Annotated in this window: 19 protein-coding genes and 1 tRNA gene; 12 read left to right on the forward strand and 8 right to left on the reverse strand. The window is 42.2% G+C overall.

Translation table 11 applies throughout. The features are described from left to right. The first annotated feature begins 81 nt into the window (after window positions 1-81). Window positions 82-1,023, forward strand: a complete 942-nt coding sequence (locus tag ACZ43M_RS07710) for an alpha/beta hydrolase (protein ID WP_464506804.1) — start codon at window positions 82-84, stop codon at window positions 1,021-1,023. A gap of 83 nt (window positions 1,024-1,106) precedes the next feature. Here ACZ43M_RS07710 and ACZ43M_RS07715 read toward each other — a convergent pair whose 3' ends face one another. Further along, window positions 1,107-4,235, reverse strand: coding sequence for a S8 family serine peptidase (locus ACZ43M_RS07715; protein WP_464506806.1), 3,129 nt, complete (start codon window positions 4,233-4,235; stop codon window positions 1,107-1,109). A gap of 554 nt (window positions 4,236-4,789) precedes the next feature. Between ACZ43M_RS07715 and ACZ43M_RS07720 the strand changes: the two genes are divergently transcribed. Beyond that, window positions 4,790-4,939, forward strand: coding sequence for a hypothetical protein (locus ACZ43M_RS07720; protein ID WP_464506807.1), 150 nt, complete (start codon window positions 4,790-4,792; stop codon window positions 4,937-4,939). 69 nt (window positions 4,940-5,008) lie between these two features. Here the strand turns inward: ACZ43M_RS07720 and ACZ43M_RS07725 are convergent, their stop codons facing one another. The 5 genes from ACZ43M_RS07725 to ACZ43M_RS07745 all read right to left on the reverse strand — a co-directional run bounded on the left by ACZ43M_RS07725 (window position 5,009) and on the right by ACZ43M_RS07745 (window position 7,504). Next, window positions 5,009-5,437: a spore coat protein gene (locus ACZ43M_RS07725; RefSeq protein WP_464506808.1), complete on the reverse strand. Its 429-nt coding sequence runs from the start codon at window positions 5,435-5,437 to the stop codon at window positions 5,009-5,011. Between the two features lie 27 nt (window positions 5,438-5,464). After that, on the reverse strand, window positions 5,465-6,052 hold the full coding sequence (locus ACZ43M_RS07730; RefSeq protein ID WP_464506810.1) for a spore coat protein: 588 nt from the start codon (window positions 6,050-6,052) through the stop codon (window positions 5,465-5,467). A gap of 135 nt (window positions 6,053-6,187) precedes the next feature. Further along, complete coding sequence (locus ACZ43M_RS07735) at window positions 6,188-6,403, reverse strand: spore coat protein (RefSeq protein WP_464506811.1); 216 nt, start codon at window positions 6,401-6,403, stop codon at window positions 6,188-6,190. Between the two features lie 187 nt (window positions 6,404-6,590). Then, window positions 6,591-6,664, reverse strand: a tRNA-Gly gene (locus ACZ43M_RS07740). Window positions 6,665-6,832: 168 nt separating this feature from the next. Next, window positions 6,833-7,504, reverse strand: coding sequence for a B3/B4 domain-containing protein (locus ACZ43M_RS07745; RefSeq protein WP_464506812.1), 672 nt, complete (start codon window positions 7,502-7,504; stop codon window positions 6,833-6,835). A gap of 107 nt (window positions 7,505-7,611) precedes the next feature. Here ACZ43M_RS07745 and queG point away from each other — a divergent pair, with 107 nt between their 5' ends. The 10 genes from queG (at window position 7,612) to ACZ43M_RS07795 (ending at window position 18,875) form a co-directional block, all read left to right on the forward strand. Next, window positions 7,612-8,745, forward strand: a complete 1,134-nt coding sequence (gene queG / locus ACZ43M_RS07750) for a tRNA epoxyqueuosine(34) reductase QueG (RefSeq protein WP_464506813.1) — start codon at window positions 7,612-7,614, stop codon at window positions 8,743-8,745. 124 nt (window positions 8,746-8,869) lie between these two features. Then, on the forward strand, window positions 8,870-9,754 hold the full coding sequence (locus ACZ43M_RS07755) for an amidase domain-containing protein (RefSeq protein WP_464506815.1): 885 nt from the start codon (window positions 8,870-8,872) through the stop codon (window positions 9,752-9,754). A 70-nt stretch (window positions 9,755-9,824) separates the two neighbouring features. After that, complete coding sequence (gene trmL, locus ACZ43M_RS07760) at window positions 9,825-10,298, forward strand: tRNA (uridine(34)/cytosine(34)/5-carboxymethylaminomethyluridine(34)-2'-O)-methyltransferase TrmL (RefSeq protein ID WP_464506816.1); 474 nt, start codon at window positions 9,825-9,827, stop codon at window positions 10,296-10,298. 58 nt (window positions 10,299-10,356) lie between these two features. Further along, entirely contained in the window at window positions 10,357-11,106 is a 750-nt protein-coding gene (gene nfsA, locus ACZ43M_RS07765) for an oxygen-insensitive NADPH nitroreductase (protein ID WP_464506818.1), read from the forward strand. A gap of 386 nt (window positions 11,107-11,492) precedes the next feature. Then, entirely contained in the window at window positions 11,493-13,388 is a 1,896-nt protein-coding gene (locus ACZ43M_RS07770) for a PrkA family serine protein kinase (RefSeq protein ID WP_464506819.1), read from the forward strand. Between the two features lie 293 nt (window positions 13,389-13,681). Further along, window positions 13,682-14,848 (forward strand): sporulation protein YhbH, encoded by a 1,167-nt coding sequence (yhbH, locus tag ACZ43M_RS07775; protein WP_464506821.1) that lies wholly within the window; start codon window positions 13,682-13,684, stop codon window positions 14,846-14,848. Between the two features lie 140 nt (window positions 14,849-14,988). Next, entirely contained in the window at window positions 14,989-16,182 is a 1,194-nt protein-coding gene (gene nagA / locus ACZ43M_RS07780) for an N-acetylglucosamine-6-phosphate deacetylase (protein ID WP_464506822.1), read from the forward strand. Then, window positions 16,179-16,901: a glucosamine-6-phosphate deaminase gene (nagB, locus tag ACZ43M_RS07785; RefSeq protein ID WP_464506824.1), complete on the forward strand. Its 723-nt coding sequence runs from the start codon at window positions 16,179-16,181 to the stop codon at window positions 16,899-16,901. The genes nagA and nagB overlap by 4 nt, the downstream gene beginning before the upstream one ends. Window positions 16,902-16,944: 43 nt before the next feature. After that, on the forward strand, window positions 16,945-17,667 hold the full coding sequence (locus ACZ43M_RS07790; protein ID WP_464506825.1) for a GntR family transcriptional regulator: 723 nt from the start codon (window positions 16,945-16,947) through the stop codon (window positions 17,665-17,667). A gap of 146 nt (window positions 17,668-17,813) precedes the next feature. Continuing rightward, the gene (locus ACZ43M_RS07795) at window positions 17,814-18,875 is read left to right on the forward strand and encodes a CAP domain-containing protein (RefSeq protein ID WP_464506827.1); all 1,062 of its coding nucleotides are present in this window, start codon (window positions 17,814-17,816) and stop codon (window positions 18,873-18,875) included. Between the two features lie 41 nt (window positions 18,876-18,916). Here ACZ43M_RS07795 and ACZ43M_RS07800 read toward each other — a convergent pair whose 3' ends face one another. Both ACZ43M_RS07800 and ACZ43M_RS07805 read right to left on the reverse strand, forming a co-directional pair. Continuing rightward, window positions 18,917-20,182 (reverse strand): ATP-binding protein, encoded by a 1,266-nt coding sequence (locus ACZ43M_RS07800; RefSeq protein WP_464506828.1) that lies wholly within the window; start codon window positions 20,180-20,182, stop codon window positions 18,917-18,919. Window positions 20,183-20,377: 195 nt separating this feature from the next. Next, window positions 20,378-21,037, reverse strand: a complete 660-nt coding sequence (locus tag ACZ43M_RS07805) for an FMN-dependent NADH-azoreductase (protein ID WP_464506830.1) — start codon at window positions 21,035-21,037, stop codon at window positions 20,378-20,380. Window positions 21,038-21,120 lie beyond the last annotated feature (83 nt).

Genomic DNA, 21,120 nt, shown 5'->3' on the forward strand with positions numbered 1-21,120 from the left:
GAAGATGAAGGATCGGAGGCTCACACAATTTTTTACGGCAATTGGGTGGGTCTCCTTTTTCTTTATAAGGAGAGATAATCGATGATGCAAACAGAATTTTCCTATCAAGGTAGTGATGGACTGGAAATTTATGCAGTGAAGTGGGGGGGAGAGAGCTCGGAAAAACCGAGAGCGATTGTTCAAATCTCCCACGGAATGGCAGAGCATGTAAAGCGGTATGATTCTTTTGCAAGAGTGCTAGTTTCACAAAATATATTTGTCTATGGAAATGACCATCGCGGCCATGGGATGACAGGGTCTAAGACAAACAGCATCGGGTATTTTGCCGATGAGGAAGGGTTTGAAAGGGTCGTGAACGATATGGAAGCGCTAACTTCCATCATTGAAAAAGAATATCCCGGCGTGCCGATCTTTTTATTCGGCCATAGTATGGGTTCGTTTTTATCGAGGCGGTACATTCAACTTTACGGAAACAGGCTTGCTGGCGTTATTCTTAGCGGTACAGGCGGGGATCCTGGAATCATAGGGAAAATCGGCAAGATGATAGCAGCGCGTGAGAAGAAAAAGAAGGGCAGCAGAACGCCGAGTCCATTAATGAACAAACTCACCTTTGGCAGCTATAATAAAGCGTTTAAACCAACCCGGACAGATTTCGATTGGCTCAGCAGAGATGAACAGGAAGTAGATATGTATATAGCTGATCCTTTATGCGGTGGTGTTTTTACTGCCGGATTTTACTATGACCTGCTCGAGGGTCTTGAAACGGTAAATAAACCTGAAAATATTATGGCGACACCGGCCAGTCTGCCGATTTTTCTCATTTCTGGCAGCAAGGATCCCGTTGGGGGAGACACGAAAGGGGTCCTTAAGTCCTTCCAGGCGTATAAGGCGGAAGGGATGCAAAATGTTACGTATAAATTTTATGAGGGTGCCCGCCATGAATTGCTGAATGAAACAAACAGGGAAGAAGTCCAAGACGATGTTATTCATTGGATTGATACCCATTTGAGATCAATAGGGTGACTGGGCACCATCCAAATCCATGTTAACTTTTATGGGGAACAAAAAGGCAAGCAACCTGGAAAGATTGCTTGCCTTTTGCTGATTTATTTCTGATTTCCGGTAGTTCCGTTGTTGCCATTGCTGCCGACTTTTACAGTGTTGGAGGATTTGTTACCCGCATTGTCAACGGCAATAACTTCGACCGTTTGGCCATTTTTTACTGGCTGGTCTAGAACGAAGGAAGTTTCACCCTTTACATATGGTTCTTCTGAAACACGTTCACCATCAACCTCAACATACCAGTAAGCCACACCACTTGTTTTATCCGAAACATCCACAGACACTGTTTTGCTGTCTGTGCCTAAGGTTGTTTTAAGTTTAGGAGATGTTACGTCAAGTTTTACTGGCAATGTAACGATTTGTGGTTTAGCACCTTCATAGTCAAGAGTTGCTGCTACCTGCAAGTAATATTGGCCTTCAGGAGCTCTCTTACCGTTAAGCATTGTACCATCCCAAGTCCAGTCAGAGAATAGGTAGTACATTGCGCCTCTTCCGCCATCATAGTAGTTTTTAGGTACTTCTACTTCTGAGGCAATTTCTTTTACTACCTTGCCATCAGTATTCACAACATTTAAATTAAATTTCTTTGCATTGCGAAGGAGAGATAAAATGTAAGTTGCCTCATCATTTGTCCCGTCACCATTTGGTGAAATGGCAATAAGATTTGGATTCAGGTTACCAGTTGCTTGATCAAATCCCAAGAAATCGTAGCTGCCGCCGCCAACAGGCGTTACAACTCCTGTGTATCCGTAGTAAGACATTGGATCCCAAGCAGGGGTGTCTACAATTGGTGCCGCATTCCAATCACCTTTAAAGCCAGCGTAAGGGACAACTAAGTCCGGATTTGAATCCGTTGGGTCCGTTAGTTTTACAAAACCTTCTAACCAATAACCATTCGTGAAATAGGATTTTAAATCTGCATCCCAGTCGCTAACATCAACAGTGACGTCAAATGATTTTGTTCCCTTTGCAGGTACTTCGATTGTACTGGTTGTCTTACCATTAACAGTTGCAACCTGCCCTAAATCAATTGCACCGAACATGTTAGGTGCTGAAACAAACACGCCACCGCCGTTAATAGGAGAATCTGTTTGTGCACTTGCATTGACATCATATGTTACAGCATTGTCAGAGTAGTTTTCTGCTGTAAGGGTAAATGTTACCGTATTGCCTTTAACCTCTTTAAGAGCTACTTTTGCTTCGCCAGTTTTTGAATCTGTCACCGTTACAGGCGTTGTTAATGCTGCATGAAGCTGCATTAACCCAGCTCCTTGACGGCGAGGAGATACTGGTGCTCCATCAAAATCAACTGGCTTCGCTGTATTTAATAGGAATTTCTTTGCAAGCTTTGCTCTTGCCGCCCCATTAAGACCAAATTCTTTATCAACTCGTTCTAAAACTAAGGCTGATCCACCGGACACGTGTGGAGCTGCCATTGATGTACCACTCATAATTTGGTATTCATCATGATTTGCAGTAGAGTAAATTTGTCCGCCTGGTGCTGTGACTTCTGGTTTGAAATCAAGGTTTGGTGTAATACCCCATGAACTGAAATCACTCATTTTGCCTGCTGCACTGTTCGGTACTGCAGTTTTTTCGCCACCGAAGGTAACTGTAACTTTTTGGCCTGCTTTAAGTGCTGCTGCAAAAGTATCTCCATCGGATTTCAACATGAATAATTGAGGAATGGTGATTTTAGCATCTGTTGCCATATTTACTGTTCCATCTGTGTTGTTGTAAACAATGACACCTGCTGCTCCAGCAGCCTGTGCATTCAATGCTTTCGTCACAAAATCTAATGTACCCCGTTGAATTAGTGCGAATTTGCCTGTCAAGTCCTTACCTGCAAAATCAGCAGGAGCTCCAATACCCGCATGAACTAATTCAAAGCTTTCTCCAATTTTAGGAGCTGTTTGTCCTGCAGACAGGAACATAGTTTGTTTTGCTTCGCCCCCATTAATTGAAACATTGGCAGCATCAACAGTTAACGTGGTATTTTCGTATGAAGCTACTGAAATAGAATCATAGGATACACCTGGTGCTCCCACTACACCATAGTCAGGATTGGATGCATATGGGTAGAAATAGCCGTTTCCAAAGTAAGTAGAGTTACCTGCTGAAATCGACATCACCACTCCGTTGTCAACCGCGCGTTTCACGGCTTGTTGCTCAGGAGATTCAGCATCAACGAATCCGGCAGGAGAACCAAGACTCATATTTAGTACATCTGCCCCAAGCTTAAGTGCATCATCAATCGCTTTAATATAAATATCGCCATAAGTGGTTGCTTCATTTTCACCAAAGACACGTAAAGCTAATAATTGCGCTTCTGGAGCAACACCCTGGATGCCTCCGTTTCCTTCGTCACCGTTTGCGGCAACGGTTCCAGCTACGTGCATTCCATGCATCCCGGTATCCACATTGTCATCAACGATGTCATCATTACCATCATAATAGTTCCAGCCGTAAGGAACTTTCTCAGTCCAAAAATGTCCAGGGAGACTAGACTCAACAATCTCACTGTTCACTTCAGCCTCAGACAATTCTGCTTCGGAACTATCTGTTAATGTAAAGTCTTTATGGGAAGGATCGATACCGGAGTCAATGATCCCGACAACCATTCCCTCGCCTTTGTTCTCGAAATCGTTCCAAGCTTGTTGAGCCTGAACCAGTTCTTTACTGTATTTCATATCAGGCTTTTCAGTTGGAAGTGTATACTCTGTGGCCATATAGACTTGTTTTACTCCGGATACTTCCTTGATTTTTTCAATATCACCGTATTTCACTTTGGCACTAAAGCCGTTTACGATGGCATTAAATTCTTGCTCGTATTTAATGCTGACATTTTTCCCTTTGATTTTATCTTTTGCCGCTTTTTGTTGGTTTTTCGCAGCCTTTTCAAGCTGTTTACGCTCTGCTTTAGCTAGCTTATCATATTTTACACCTTTTTTCGTTGCGGTTTGTACTGGGGCACTGCCATCCAATTCAACAATAACGCGAACTTCTTTATTTGGATCCACACTTTGGAGGTCAGTGGCCTTGAGGCCTGTTTTCGATAGCGTCGGCTTATGTAAATCTAATTGTTTCGGTGTAAGATTACCTGTTGCAGCAAAACCGCTACTGCCAATCGATAATAATGAAACTAGTAAAATTGCAGTGATTTTATTACCCATGTTACTCCTCCTTTAATTTTTTTAAATAGAAAAATAGTAGATGTAGCCCCCTTTTTACTAGTGTAATTATACTGAAAACAAATAATTTTCAGTATAATTACACTATACTAAATTACTATTTTTAGTAATAGCGCAAAAAGTCGCAGTAAAAAAGCGCTATTCTCCTAACGTTGTAGATTCTTGTCTGTTCTTTTCACGGGAAAGAGGACTATTGCATAGGTATTTAGTCGAAACTACAGAGGTTATTGGGAAAAATCAGCTTTTTTACAATGAAAATTCACTAGAAATAAATAGAAATTTCCCGAAAAGTATTTTGGTTTTAGAGGTTTAGCGTATGAGGGATATGAGGATTTTGGACTAAGTATTCTAATGCTTGCGCTTTTAAAATAGTATAGAAAAAAAGTTTAAGTCAGTTTCGTGCCATTTCTCTGTTTCTAACTGATGATACTACAAAAGTAATAGAATCTCAGGAAAGATTGTAAAAATGTCGTATAGCCTATTTAAAAAAAAGGTTATATATATAGTTTATAAGCATTTACCTGGGGGTGGAGTCAATGGAGAAAAATACTCATGTGATCTATAATGGAAAAGATTATGAAATCATTTATACATACACTTCTGGATACTGTGAAATAAAAGAAAGGGATTCATTATTTAAAGTGGAATTGGTTCCGATCGAGGAATTAACGAAGGCTTTAAGTTGAATTAGTCCTCATCTTATATAAAGCGCAAAAAGGAGAACACATCTATTTGTGTTCTCCTTTTTACTCAGATCACCCTACGTCTAATTTTGCAACAATTGTTGCTAGAACTTGGAGCAATGCATTAATATTCACAGCGATTTGTGTATCGGTTGCTTTAACCTCTACATTTTTAGAACCATGAATAACCGTCTTTTGTGTGTTGCGTTGTCTGTTTTTAAATAATTGTTTCAGGTCTTCGACCACTGCGGCACCCTTTGTCGAGTCTCCAAGAGTAATGGTGATGACAATGGCAATGGCAGCTTGAATGGCTGCTTGTAAGGATAGTGCAATTTGCGTATCAGTCGTGTGGACGTCCACTTGCTCAGAATCTTTTATAATAATCCACTCATATGATTGTTGTTTGTTTGTAAATACTTGATCGGCTTCTTGCATGACTTCTGCTTCCGATTTACCATCTTTATCGCATTGATCTAATGCTCTCCATTTTTTTTCAGTCATTTTTTTCACCTCTCCCAATTTTTGTCTTTAAGCAATGTCTAACTTAACCACTAAGGAAAGCAGCACTTCAAGTAGAACATTAATGTTTACGGCAATATCAGTGTCAGATGTTTTCACATTAATGTCTTTTGAATTTTCGATAACAATTTTTTGCTTATTACTTTGTTCAGAGTCAAAGTATTGCAGTAAATCTTGAGCAATACTATTCCCTTTGTCATTATCAAAAATAGTAATTCGTAGGACTAAGGCAATGGCTAGCTGCAGAGCGATTTGTAGGGATGCAGATGCTTGAGTAGCAGTAGTGTGGACACAAATATTGCAGGACTCTTTAATGTAAATTAATTCATCTGAATCTTGCTCCATTGCTGCAAATTGATTGGCATCTTGAGTAACATCGGCTTTGTGAGAATCTTTGTTCTCAGGGTAATACCCGTACGGAACATGTTCCATCGATTTATCCTCCTTTGACTTATCTTCGAATGAATGGTCCTCAAAAGGCTTGAAGTCATGAGTCTTATCCTCATATGGCATAAAGTCATGAGGCTTTTCCTCATAATGGTGATTTCCATGGCCTGCTGGTTCATGGTAATAAGTCTCGTGGTCATGGTAGTGCACGTCAGATGACTCTTCGCGTGATTTTCCTTTATATTCATCTTTGTAGTGCTTCTTGTCTTTATCTGAAGAATGCTTTTTCTTTTTGTTCGATTTATTTCATAAAAAAAATAACGCCCATCTTGAGCGTTATTTGAATTATACATTTTTACTATTGGATGAGGATTCGCTATTCACAAATGCATCTACCTGTTTTCTTAGGTCATCGACTAGTTCTTTAATCATTTGTTTCTCATCAGCTGATAGTTTGCTTTTGCCTTCTTCTAAATTGATTCCATTTGTCTTAAAGATATCGCTAACCAGCAGGTCAATTAGTTTATTTGGAATATTAGGATTTTGAGGCACATCACTCATATTTATCACTCCCTAAATTATTCTTACTATTGCAGAGTATGCGCCTTGTACTAAGAATTCCTGCACGAATATCACGGGTAGTCATTTTAAAGTGAAAATTAGAGGTGGGAGGCAGACAGGAGCGGATAAAATGAAAAAACGCAGCGCATCGTTCTTAATCGAAACAATACACTGCGTTAGCTATGTATGGAGCGGGTGATGAGAATCGAACTCACAACAACAGCTTGGAAGGCTGTGGTTTTACCACTAAACTACACCCGCAAATAGAAGTTATAACATGAAGATATGTTGGTCATGGCCTTTTTATCACCTAAAATTTATGGCAAACAGGTGAACAACTGACTTTTATAATATTACACACTATCTCCACATTCGTCAAGAAAAAAACTCGAATTTTGTCGAAAGATTTTCTTCGTCAAAAAAAGATGCCTATTGGCACCTTAGTATTCGGTATGTTGCTTCGCCTCCATGGATTTGCACGAACATATTCATCAGTGACTCTGTCAGTTTGTCAGCATTTTCCATGTCTGTTGATGGCCGTAAATAAATGATTTGCAGGGCATTTTTTGTATGAAAGGTAACAGCAGTCCTTTCTGAATCGACAAACGGACTGCCAAACGGGCCGTTTTGGTCGGCTGTTAGAATAAGCCGGTCTAAAGAATTGCTTCTGCCGTTCAGGCCTATGTATTCCTCACCAGCTTTTCCAAGGCGAATTTCCACCGGCCCCTGCAGCAAATCGACATCGTAAAGGCCGATTGGCACCTGATATTGCAGCGAGAAGAAATTATATAAGTCCACCGCACTTTGACCAGAGGCAAAATAGTTTTGCTTTTTTACTCTTCTAAATAATGCCTCTGCGGAATGACGGTACCTGTTCGGATCTTTTCCTGTCTTTTTAAAAATGGTTCGCCATTCGTGAATTCCCGGTACGTCAGCTACACTTTTGTCCTCCAAGTCAAAGTAAATGGACTCCTGAAAAAGCTGCAGCCGGCCTTTCAACATTTGTGGCGATTCCCCGACCGTAATATTACTATACTCAATGATTCCCACTTTAAAATCGGGAATCCGTTCTGATATTTCCGCTGAAACACGAATTTCCAACGTTTCCACCTCCAAAATTGCTTGAAAATAGTTTATCATAGATAGATGTGAAACCAATAAATTCAACTTTTATATAGATCAAATTTTTAAGAAGGGAGGTTTGTGGTATGAATGTTCATAAATTAAAAGAAGAAATTATTGCCTATAGTAAGGAAATCGGCATTGATAAAATCGGTTTTACTACGGCCGACCCGTTCTTGGAATTGAAGAATCGCCTGCTTCGCCAGCAGGAGCTTGGTTACCAATCCGGCTTTGAAGAGCCTGATATTGAAAAACGGGTTACACCCACGTTGTTGATGAATGGTGCCCAATCAATCATATCCATCGCTCTTGCCTATCCTGCCAAAATGACCAATCGCGTAGAGAGTAAAAAAGGCGCGCGTCGGGGCATGTTTGCTCGTGCTTCGTGGGGCCAGGATTATCATCATATTTTACGAGACAGGCTGGGGAAACTTGAGGCGTTTATTTTATCAAAAGTACCGGAGGCCAAGTTAAAATCGATGGTCGATACAGGGGAATTGTCAGACCGGGCTGTAGCGGAACGGGCAGGAATCGGCTGGAGCGGAAAAAATTGCGCAATCATCACGCCGGAGTTCGGTTCGTATGTGTATATCGGTGAAATGATTACGAATTTACCGTTTGCGCCGGATGCACTAGTTGAGGACCAATGTGGCGACTGCACCAAATGCTTGGACGCATGTCCGACCGGAGCGTTGGTCCAGGGCGGACAAATCAATGCCCAGCACTGCATTTCGTTTTTAACTCAGACGAAGGAACTGATTCCCGATGAATTCCGTGAAAAAATCGGCAACCGTATTTATGGATGTGATTCCTGCCAGACTGCCTGCCCGCATAATAAAGGAAAGAACTATCATTTTCATGAGGAGATGGAGCCGGACCCCGAAGCCGTTAAACCTTTATTAAGGCCAATTTTAAAATTAAGCAATCGCGAATTCAAACAGAAGTTTGGATATCTGGCCGGTTCATGGCGAGGGAAGAAGCCGATTCAACGGAACGCGATGATTGCCCTGGCCCATTTTAAAGATGAAACAGCCGTGGATGACTTGGTTGATGTGCTAGAAAACGAAGGAAGTCCTGTTGCCAAGGGGACAGCGGCTTGGGCGCTTGGCAAAATTGGCGGCGAAGTGGCCCTTGCTGCTTTGGAAAAAGCTCGTGAACGAGAAAATGATGCTGCAGTTATAAAGGAAATTGAAAAAGGTTTGAAATTGATACGAAGTTGAGATGAGTGAACTTAGGGTTCGCTCTTTTTTTATGCCCTTAGCCCCAATTATGAAAATTTCAGTTGCTTCTGATTTTAAAAGCCGCCGAGTTTCATATGAATGAATGGAAGGGAGTGGGGAAAATATGCATAAATCACTTCAAGACTTGTTCCAATTCAGGGTTCAGCAATTTGTTTCAAGTGGGCGAAGTGCCAGCGATTATTTTTTAAAAGCGGAGCGGAAGCTAGAGACGATGGCAAAACGATCGGCTGAGATTGTCAAAGTGAAGGCAACTGGAAAAATAATTGAAAGCAACGATGAAGATGAATTTCAAACCATTAAATATCAAGCTCATTATCAATATTTGGTTAAGCAAAAAGGCGAGCTTTATATGGAGGAAGAGGGAGAGGAAAGAATCGCCAAGTTCTATCAGGGTGCACTCATCATGGATGAGGAAATGACCCCGCCTGTTTATACAGGGTACCAATCGGAAGGCTCCACACCGGAAGACGAAGGTGATGAGCCAACCGAAGAACGGATTAGTTACCAATATAACCGACGTAATGCCGTCCAGTATGCCGAGCGTTGGTGGAATAGCTATAATCCTGCCTATATTAAATTTGAAAATGATTGTACGAACTTTATTTCGCAATGCCTGCATGCTGGGGAGGCCCCAATGCGGGGATATCCTAATCGCGGCACAGGCTGGTGGCTGCAGAGTAAAAACTGGAGCTACAGCTGGGCGGTCGCTCACTCGTTAAAAACCTATCTGCCAAATTCCAAGCTCGGCCTTAGGGCAAGAGAGGTCAGTTCCCCAGACGAATTGCTATTAGGGGATATCATTTGCTATGATTTCGAGGGGGACGGCAGGTTCAACCACAATACGATAGTGACTGGAAAAGATGCATACGGGATGCCGCTTGTGAATGCCCACACCTACAACAGCAGGCAGCGCTATTGGGCCTATGAGGATTCCTCTGCCTATACCCCAAATATTAAGTACAAGTTTTACACCATTGTGGATGGATGAGGCTGTGTTCTTGAAGGGGAAAAGGATAGTGGTATAATAGCAGGTAGAGTTTTAATTTGAGGTGAAAGTCATGCCAGTGCATGTAGTTTTATATCAGCCAGAAAACCCGGCAAACACCGGTAATATTGCCCGTTCCTGCGCGGCAACTAATACTACGCTTCATCTAATCCGCCCATTAGGTTTTTCTCTCGAGGATAAAACGTTAAAACGGGCCGGCCTTGATTATTGGGAATTCGTAAATATCCTTACTTACGATTCGTTAGATGACTTTTATGAAAAAAATGCCGGCGGCCAATTTTTCTATTTAACTAAACTTGGCCAAAAGGACCATACAGCTGTTGATTACAGCGACCACAACAAGGATTACTTTTTTATTTTCGGCCGCGAAACAACAGGGCTGCCACAAGAGGTCATTGAAAAAAATAAAGATGTCACGTTAAGAATCCCGATGAACGATAATGTCTCTTCTCTGAATTTATCCAACACAGCGGCGATTTTGATTTACGAAGCCTTAAGGCAGCAAAACTATCCAAATCTAAAATAGAAGGAAGGGGTCCGGCAACAGGGCCTCTTTTTTTCAAAAAAGAAAGGACGAATTTCAAATGAACGAAGTAATCAAAACCATCCTCAACCACCGCTCACTTCGGCAGTTTGAGGACAAGCCATTAAGTGATGAGCAAATAAGAACAATTGTCGAAAGCGCCCAGGCTGCTTCGACGTCAAGTTTTATCCAGGCCTACTCGATTATCGGCGTCAAGGATAAAGAGAAAAAGAAGAAGTTGGCGGAGGTTGTGGGTAATCAACCATATGTGGAACACAATGGTCACTTCTTTGTGTTTTGTGCTGACCTTTATCGCCATACCCTTATTGGTGAGCAGGAGCAAAAAGATGTACTCCCATCAATTGAAAGTACAGAGAAATTTATGGTTGGCTTGATTGATGCAGCGCTGGCAGCGCAAAATGCGGCCCTTGCTGCTGAGTCAATGGGGCTGGGGATTTGTTACATAGGCGGCATCCGCAACAATCTGGAAGAAGTTCAAAACATGTTGAAAACGCCGGAGCGGGTCATTCCGTTATTTGGTCTTGCCGTTGGCTATCCGACGAACATAACCGGGCAAAAACAAAGACTTCCGTTTGAACACATTTATCACGAGGATGAATATCAGCAGGATCAAGAGACCTATCTGAACCAGCTAAAAGAATACGACCAACTCATTTCGAACTACTATCGCGAAAGAACAGGCGGAAAGAGAGCGGACCGCTGGACTGAACAAATGGCCAACATGCTCGAGCGCAAATCAAGGATGTATATGAAGGAATTCATTCAAAAAAATAAACTGGATTTAAGATAAAAAAATGGCTGCCCATAAAAAAGGCAGCCATTTTTTTGTTAAGCTTCGCACGCATAAATTAGAACTGCGCCTCATGAACCGTCCTAACGGAATTGCCAGTCGGCGAGTTTTCATCTATGCACCTGGTTTATCATTATACCCTGAAGTGAAGATTGCAGCCAAAAATGCGACCATGACTAATAGGATTAAGAATAAGCTCATGTTATGTAAATCCCCCTTCGTTAATACACATATAGTAATATTATAGCCTAACTTAAAAAAATGAAAAGGGTTAGATGTTATAAACATAGCAAAAAAAGAAAAACAACCCATCGTGACGCATGTTCGATTGACCAAGTGCATAGAGTATATTAATCGTCTCTGATTAACTACAGGGGGAGGGCTATATGGATATTTTAAGAAAAATCGAGAGGTATCGTGAAGAAGAGGAAAAACTTCGCTGGGAAGGAACATTCTCCGATTATTTACAGTTGTTAAAGGAAAAGCCATGGGTAGCGCAGTCGGCACATTCTCGAGTATATAATATGATCAAAGATGCTGGAATTGAAGAAGTTAATGGGACGAAGAAATACAATTTTTTCAGCAATGAATTATTTGGACTTGAAGAAGCTTTGGAACGCCTCGTAGAAGAGTATTTTCACCCAGCGGCGAAACGTTTAGATGTCAGAAAACGGATATTACTGTTGATGGGCCCGGTAAGCGGCGGTAAATCCACGCTTGTAACCATGTTAAAAAGAGGCCTTGAAAAATATTCGCATTCAGAACGGGGGTCCGTTTTTGCGATAAAGGGCTGCCCAATGCATGAGGACCCACTTCATTTGATCCCGCATCACTTGCGTAAGGATTTTCATGATGAATATGGAATCCGGATTGAAGGGAATCTGTCCCCGCTCAATATGATGCGGTTGGAGCAGGAATATGGCGGCAGAATTGAAGATGTGTTAGTTGAACGAATCTTCTTCTCCGAGGACAAACGGACCGGAATCGGAACCTTCAGTCCTTCTGATCCGAAGTCTCAGGATATTGCCGACTTGACAGGAAGTATTGATTTCTCCACCATTGCCGAATATGGTTCGGAGTCAGACCCACGGGCCTACCGTTTTGACGGGGAGCTTAATAAAGCGAACCGCGGGATGATGGAATTCCAGGAAATGTTGAAATGTGATGAAAAATTCTTATGGCATTTGCTATCCTTAACACAGGAGGGCAATTTCAAAGCAGGCCGCTTCGCGTTAATCTCAGCAGATGAGCTGATTGTCGCACATACAAACGAAACAGAATACCGCTCGTTTATCTCCAATAAGAAAAATGAAGCACTCCATTCCAGAATTATCGTGATGCCAATTCCTTATAATTTAAAAGTGTCCCAGGAAGAGCGAATTTATGAAAAAATGATCCGTGAAAGCGATGTGGCGGATGTTCATATTGCACCGCATACATTGCGGGTGGCGGCCATGTTTACGATACTGACCCGCTTGAAGGAGCCTAAAAAGGGCGACATTGATTTGATTAAGAAAATGCGCCTATATGACGGTCAAAATGTGGAAGGCTTTAATTCGGCTGATGTTGATGAACTGAAGAAGGAATACGTGGATGAGGGCATGAGCGGTATCGACCCGCGCTATGTCATTAACCGGATTTCCTCCACGATTATCCGTAAGGAAGTTCCATCGATTAATGCCCTTGATGTCCTGCGTTCGTTAAAAGACGGGCTCGACCAGCATCCATCGATCACAGCCGAGCTTCGTGAACGCTATATGAATTATATTTCACTGGCACGGAAAGAGTATGACAATATTGCCAAGAAGGAAGTTCAAAAAGCATTTGTTTACTCATATGAAGAGTCTGCCAAGACATTAATGGATAATTACCTTGATAACGTAGAAGCGTACTGCAACAAAGCTAAGATGCGCGATCAGTTAACGGGTGAAGAAATCAATCCGGATGAGAAGTTAATGCGTTCAATTGAGGAGCAAATTGGTATTTCCGAGAATGCGAAAAAAGCGTTCAGGGAAGAAATTTTAATTAGAATCTCCGCCTTTGCCCGAAAAGGCAAGCGGTTCGACTACAATTCACATGACCGCTTGCGGGAAGCGATTCAAAAGAAACTGTTTGCTGACCTGAAGGATGTCGTCAAAATTACTACATCAACAAAAACGCCAGATGAACAGCAGTTGAAGAAGGTTAACGAGGTTGTAGCCCGTTTAATCGAAGAACATGGCTATAACTCCACCTCTGCGAACGAATTGTTACGGTATGTTGGAAGCTTATTGAATAGGTAATGGAAATAGACTGGCGGAAACCTCTGCCAGTCTGTTTTTTTCATATTTAAACTATGTAAAAAGGATAATACAAACCGGTTGATTGTAGCGGAAGGCAACAGACAAGTAAAAAAGCTCGTCCATTTTCATAGGCGAATTAACTAATTGTCGAAATAATTTGTAAATTATTCTTTGTTTCTGCATAGGATAAAGTAATCCATTTTTATATCCATTTTTTCATTCGCGTTATTGTATGTTAGTGATTCCAATGTGTGCATGTCAAACTTAATATTTTTTTCAAGGAGGGGTTTGTAATGACTGACAACAACCATCAATTTGTGATTTCGAAAGAAGATTGGTCCCTCCACCGTAAAGGCCACGATGACCAGCAGCGGCATCAGGAAAAAGTGCAGGAGGCCATTCGCAATAATTTACCTGACTTAATTACAGAAGAAAGCATCATCATGTCTAATGGTCGCGATGTGGTAAGAATTCCAATACGTTCACTCGACGAATATAAAATTCGTTATAATTATGACAAAAACAAACACGTGGGCCAAGGTGACGGGGACAGTCAAATCGGGGACGTAGTGGCGCGTGACGGATCGAGCGGGCAAAAAGGGCCGGGAAAAGGGCAAGGCGCAGGAGACCAGGCCGGGGAAGATTACTTTGAAGCGGAAGTCTCACTTATGGAACTGGAGGAAGCATTATTCAAGCAACTGGAGCTTCCCAATTTAAAACGAAAAGAAGAGCAGGAGCATCTTGTCGAAAATATTGAATTCAATGATATCCGGAAAATCGGACTAATGGGGAATATTGATAAGAAACGCACAATGATGACCGCCTTTAAACGAAATGCAATGAGCGGCAAGCCAGCCTTTCATCCTATTTATAAGGAAGATTTAAAATTTAAGACCTGGAATGAAATCGTCAAGCCGGATTCCAAAGCGGTGGTCATCGCAATGATGGACACAAGCGGCAGTATGGGGATTTGGGAGAAATATATGGCACGCAGCTTTTTCTTCTGGATGACACGGTTTTTACGGACGAAGTATGAAACAGTGGAAATTGAATTTATTGCCCACCATACCGAAGCCAAGGTCGTATCGGAAGAAGATTTCTTCTCCAAGGGTGAGAGCGGTGGTACAATCTGTTCTTCTGCCTACCGAAAGGCATTGGAAATTATTGAAACAAAATATCCACCACAGAAGTTTAACATTTACCCATTCCATTTTTCCGATGGGGATAATCTGACATCAGACAATGCACGTTGTGTCAAGCTGGTGGAGGAATTAATGAAGCTGTCCAATATGTTCGGCTATGGGGAGGTCAATCAGTATAACCGGCATTCGACGCTCATGTCCGCCTATAAAAACATCAAAGATGAGCGGTTCCGCTACTATATCCTCAAGCAGAAAGCTGACGTATTCCATGCGATGAAGAGCTTCTTCCAAAATGAAGACTCTGAAGTATTTGTATGATGAGATGCGGGACGTTAATTTCCACATAAAAAATCGACAGGTAAGAAGTACCTGTCGATTTTTTCTTGTATTAATTGGTATAGACAACTATACCTAGTGCATGCTAAAATGAACGTATCAACCGAAAGGAAGTTTTGAACATGGATATTAAGCCTATTCTACTCAAAGGTATGCGTGTTTATTCGGAAACTGGAATTATTGAAAATGGCTATATAAAAATAAGTGATAAAAAAATTATCGAAGTAGGGGCGGTAGAAGACCTCAAGGAAGACACAGGCTTTGACGTAGTAGTCCTGCCGTCTGATTACCATGCTGTTCCCGGCTTTATTGATGTCCATATCCATGGAGCGGCCGGTGCCGATACAATGGATGCTACAAAAGAAGCCCTTGATACAATGGCAACTGCCTTGCCAAAAGAAGGGACCACTAGCTTTTTGGCAACGACTATGACTCAGGAAACAGGCCAAATTGAAAAGGCGTTGGAAAATGCCGCCCAATATGTAATAGATCAGCCATCCGAGGGTCAAGCAGAAGTTCTTGGTGTCCATCTGGAAGGACCGTTTGTAAATCCAAATATGGCTGGGGCTCAGCCGCAGCAGTATATTATTGACCCAGACCTGGAATTATTTAAAAAATGGCAGAAAATCGCGAATGGCACGATCAAGCAGGTCACTGTTGCTCCGGAACAACCTGGCGGTATGGAGATGGTGCGCTACTTAAAGGAAAACTCCATCATCGCTTCGCTTGGACATACCCATGCAACATATGAACAGGTCGGACAAGCAATTGAGGCTGGTGCCAGTCAGGTAACCCATCTGTATAACCAAATGCGGGGGCTGCATCACCGTGAGCCAGGAGTTGTCGGTGCCGCTTTTTTACGAGACGAACTAAAAGCCGAACTCATTGTGGACGGCGTTCACTCCCGTCCAGAAATGGTGAAACTTGCCTACCAACAAAAGGGCAGTGATGGATTAATTTTAATTACAGATTCTATGCGGGCAAAATGCCTGAAAAACGGTCAGTATGACCTTGGCGGCCAGGAAGTAACGGTTAAGGACGGAAAAGCAGTGCTTGCTGACGGTACTCTTGCGGGGAGCATTTTGAAGTTAGGGCACGGTGTTAAAAATATTGTTAATTTTGCAGGCTGCACTTTGGCAGAGGCAGTGGAAATGGCCTCAGTGAATCCAGCCAAACAGCTAAACTTGTATGACAGAAAGGGCAGTATTGCCCAGGGGAAAGACGGGGACATCGTAGTCCTAGATGATAACATGGAGGTTTCCATGACTTATTGTCGAGGAGGACTAGCTTTTAAAAGGGAGATGGAAGATCAATGAAGCTAATCGAAGTAAAAGACTATAACGACATGAGCCAAAAAGCCGCCCAAATGATCATTGAAAAGATTCGCCAAAACCCGAGCATGAATCTGGGACTGGCAACAGGCGGAACGCCGGTGGGAACCTACCAGTCTTTAATCAAAGACCATCAACAATATGGAACATCCTATCAAAACATCACCACCTTTAATCTTGATGAATACATTGGGCTTACGGGTGACAACCCAAACAGCTACCGATATTTTATGAATGACAAGCTGTTTGACCATATTGATATTGATAAGAACAATACCCATATTCCGAATGGCAATGTAAACGATATGGCTGCAGAGTGTGCCCGTTATGAAAACCTGATTGCCGACCATGGCGGTATTGATTTGCAAATTCTTGGGATTGGCGGTAACGGCCACATTGGGTTTAATGAACCAGGAACCTCATTTGATTCCACCACCCATATCGTTCAATTGGCCGCTTCAACGATTGAAGCAAATGCCAGATTCTTTGAGCAAATTGAAGATGTACCAACACAGGCGATTACGATGGGAATTGCAAGTATCATGCGCAGCAAAGAAATCCTTTTGTTAATCTCAGGGGAAAATAAGCGGGCAGCCTTGGACCAGTTGTTAAACGGCGATATCACGGAGCAATTTCCAGCATCTGTATTAAAAAAACATCCCAATGTCACAATCATTGCCGACAAAGCGGCCCTTTTCGTTTAATATAGATACCATAAGTATAAAAGAGAAAGGTGTTCCATGGAGAATGATAAATAAAAATTCCCCAATACCGCTATATTATCAGCTTGAAGAACATATTATACAGTTAATTGAAAAGGGTGACTTGCGTCCGGATGATGCCTTGCCTCCGGAACGGGAGTATGCGGAAAAGTTTCAAATCAGCAGGATGACGGTCAGACAGGCTTATACAGAGCTTGTTAATAAAGGATATTTGTACCGGCTTCAAGGCAAGGGAACCTATGTGGCCGAGCGGAAAATTGAACAGCCGCTCCAAGGGCTGAGGAGCTTTACTGAGGAAATGAAAGTCATGGGGATGGAACCGGGCAGTCAGCTCATTCATTTTGAAACGAATGCTGCTGCTGGCTATATTGCCCAACAGCTTTCGATCCCTGAATCGGCGCCTGTTTATGAAATTAAGCGTGTTCGCACAGCGGATGGTGTCCCCATGGCGATTGAAACAACCTATATCCCCGCTGATTTGCTTCAGGGGATTACCGAAGACATTGTCAATCAGTCGCTTTATGCCTATATTCAAGAGCAGCTGAAATTAAGTATTGCCAGTGGATCTCAAGTCATTGAATCATCGATTGCCAGTCAGAATGAAGCAAAATTGCTGCAAATTAGCAAAGGGGCACCGGTGATGCTCATTGAATTTACCACCTATCTTGAAAACGGGGTCCCTGTTGAATTTGTAAAATCTGTATACCGTGCGGACCGGTATAAATTTATTTTGAATATTAATCGCTAACCTCTAACAGATGCAGATTGCGTCTGTTTTTTTTTATTTAGGAAATTGGTCCTACATACGTTATTTCCCATTAATACTTTTGTTAAAAAAATTAAAACTAAAGATGCAAGACAAATGATTTTTTTAATTAAAAGGGGGTTTGACGAGTGATAAAAAAATCAGCAACGATGATGGTAACGGCCATCCTGTCAATAGGATTGGTCGCTTGTAATAACAATGATAAAAATGACTTGAATAATGATCGAGTGGGCATGAATAACCGTGACAATGGGGTTTTTAATGTCGGCAACGGCAAGGATAATGGCATTGACCACAACGGACCGCTTACAGAGGATTATACCAATAATGATAACAACGACAGTGATTTAGATCGGAACTTGACTAATGATAACCGAAACGATCATGATTTTGATTTGAACCTGTTTGACGGCAACGACAACAACCGGAAAAACAGAAGAAACAATGATGACATGATTTCGGCTTACCAAACCAATTTAAATAGTGATCAGTATCCACATACGAGAGCAATCCTGATCAGAGACGCAAAATATCAGTATGTGAAGATTGACCCAAAACAAGGCAATTGGTTCCAAACTGGGGTAATTAATCTGCCTCCGAACTTTAATTTCCAAAACCCAATAGCCCAGGCACCAACGGGACAGCAGGCCCAGCCTGCACCAGCCCAGCCTGCGCCTAAGCAAACAACACCAGCACCACAGGCTAAGCCGTCACCGGCACCAGCTCCACAACAGAAAGCCCAGCCTGCACCACAGACGCAAACACCTCCACAAAAGCCGGCACAACGAAGTACAACTCCGGCTACTGGAGGGAACAGCCAATATGTTCAACAGGTTATTGATTTAACGAATCAGCAGCGTAGTAAAAATGGTCTTCCGGCGCTAAAGGCTGATACGCAGTTAAACAGTGTAGCGCAGAAGAAAGCATTGGATATGCAGCAAAATCACTATTTCTCGCATACCAGCCCAACATATGGTTCACCGTTCGACATGATGAGGGATTTTGGTGTAACCTATAAATCTGCAGGTGAAAATATTGCCCAAGGACAGCAAACACCACAAGAGGTCGTCACTGCTTGGATGAATAGTGAAGGGCACCGGAAAAATATCCTAAGCGCCAGTTATACCCATATAGGGATTGGCTATGAAGCTTCTGGAAAGCACTGGGTACAGATGTTTATTGGAAAATAATCGTGGAAACAAACAACCGACGGCAGCATTGCCGTCGGTTTCTAGTCATACTGAAGTTCTTTTCTGATGATCGAGGTGAGAGCAGGAAATTTAAATGAAAAAGTGGTCCCAACATCCAATTCACTTTCAACGGTAATAGAGCCATCCATGGCACGGACAATACTATAAACCACCATCATCCCAAGGCCGGTACCATTTTTGCCCTTCGTCGAATAGAAGGGTTCACCTAATCGCTCCAGCTGTTGAGTAGTCATGCCAACTCCAGTATCGTTTACAGTTACTGATACGTATTCTTGGCTATATTGTGTTGAAACCATCAAAGAGCCGCCATTTGGCATGGCTTCAATGGCATTTTTAAGTACATTCACAAAGCACTGGCGGAATTTCTGCCGATCGCCTCTAATAATGCCTAACACCGAGAAATCCGTTAGTATTTCCACCGAATACTGGTTGGCCAGTGGTTGAACAATGCTGATGATTTGCTTCAGTTCACTTTTGACATTCAAGTCCTCAAATTTTTCAATCGCCGGCTTGGCAAATGTCAAATAATCCTGGATGACCCGCTCCGCAGAAACTAATTCATCCCTTACAATTGATAGATACTCTTTTCGCTTTTGTCTCGGCAGGTAATCGTCTTCAAGGAGTTGGACAAATCCGCTTGCCGCTGTCAGAGGGTTGCGAATCTCATGGGAAATGGCTGCCCCCATTTGTTCGACCGCCTTTAATTTTTCCGCCTTAATAAGCTGCTGCCGCATTTCATCATTTTTCCTGACAAATTCGATTGAATAAGCAGCAATTCCAATGCCGGTTGCAGGGATCACCATATAGGCAAACCAGACGTCGAACCAATTTGAATGGGTATCGGATAGTACCATACCGAAGACTGTAAGGGCGGCGAGTACCATTCCAACACAAATGGCTATGAGTATGCGGCGGGACGGCAGCTGCCTTATAAACCATTGGTGCATCCGCCAAACGACGAGGGCATAAGGGATAAAGAGCAGCATCGTCAGGAAAAGACCTGAATTAATCCCATATATACTTCGAAGGATGAGCATAGCGGCAACAAGGATCGGGCCCACGCCCACATATAAACCGCCAACTACTAAAGGAATGATGCGCAAGTCGAATCTTGCATAAGAAATAGGGCTATAGGAGAATTGAATGCAAATCCATAGCATTGCAATAAAGAATAATGTAATAGAGGATTTTGACAGGGTTAACTTGTTACTTTTATCTATAAAAATTAAACTAAAAAAAAGCGAAATCACGAGAAAGGAGAGATTTAAAAAAAGATGCTTCGTCACTTCCACTTGCTTCACCGTCCAATAGGAGCTCTTAGGAAAATTTTACAGCGGATTTCCACAAGTTACAACATAATTTATAATTATTTCCGGGAAAATAAGCGGAAAAGCTCAAAAAAAAGGAGGCCTTTGTACCCACCCTCCTATTTTTCGCTAATAATAGACCGATATAATGTTTCTGAGCAATAGTTTATTTTTTTATACTGTAATCGGAGTTTTGGCCAAATCCCTCGCAGCCAAAATGGCTCGTTCTGTCGCTGCCGCTACAATTTCTGGGGCTTTCCGAGGATTTAAATCCAAGCCCTCGGCAATGACGGTATCCATCATCTCAATACCAAGGAAATTCATGGCGATTCTTAAGTAACGGTCGCCAGACTCGAGTTCCTGCATTGGGGTGCCAGTATATTGTCCGCCCCTAGTCTGGATATGAATGGCACGTTTTCCGCAGAGCAGCCCCTTAGGCCCGTTCGCCGTATGAACGAAGGTTTTTCCGGCAATAAACAGGGTATCAATGTACGCTTTTAGCACAGCAGGAGAGTTTAAATTCCACATTGGCGAAACAAATACATAATAATCATAGCCGATAAATTCATCCGCAAGCGCGTGCATTTTCAGGATTTTTTCCCGTTCAGCCTCTGAAAGCTGATCCAATGTATAGCCATAACCTGCTAGTTTGCCGCGGGCAAACACCAAGTCTGCATCCATTTGCACAAAATCCAAAGAAAATAAATCAATTCTGTTTATTTCTACCTCCGGGCGTTCCTGGTGGAAAGCATCAAGAAAGGCTTCTCCAATTTTCAACCCCTTGGATTTCTCAAGGCCTTTCGGATTAGCCGAAATATAAAGTAATTTTGCCATTATCACACAACCTATCTATTAAAATAATCTTCATTACTACTATTATAAAAAAATAACTTTTCCTTAAACATGAACAAAACGTG

It is taken from the genome of Neobacillus sp. B24, assembly GCF_055381825.1.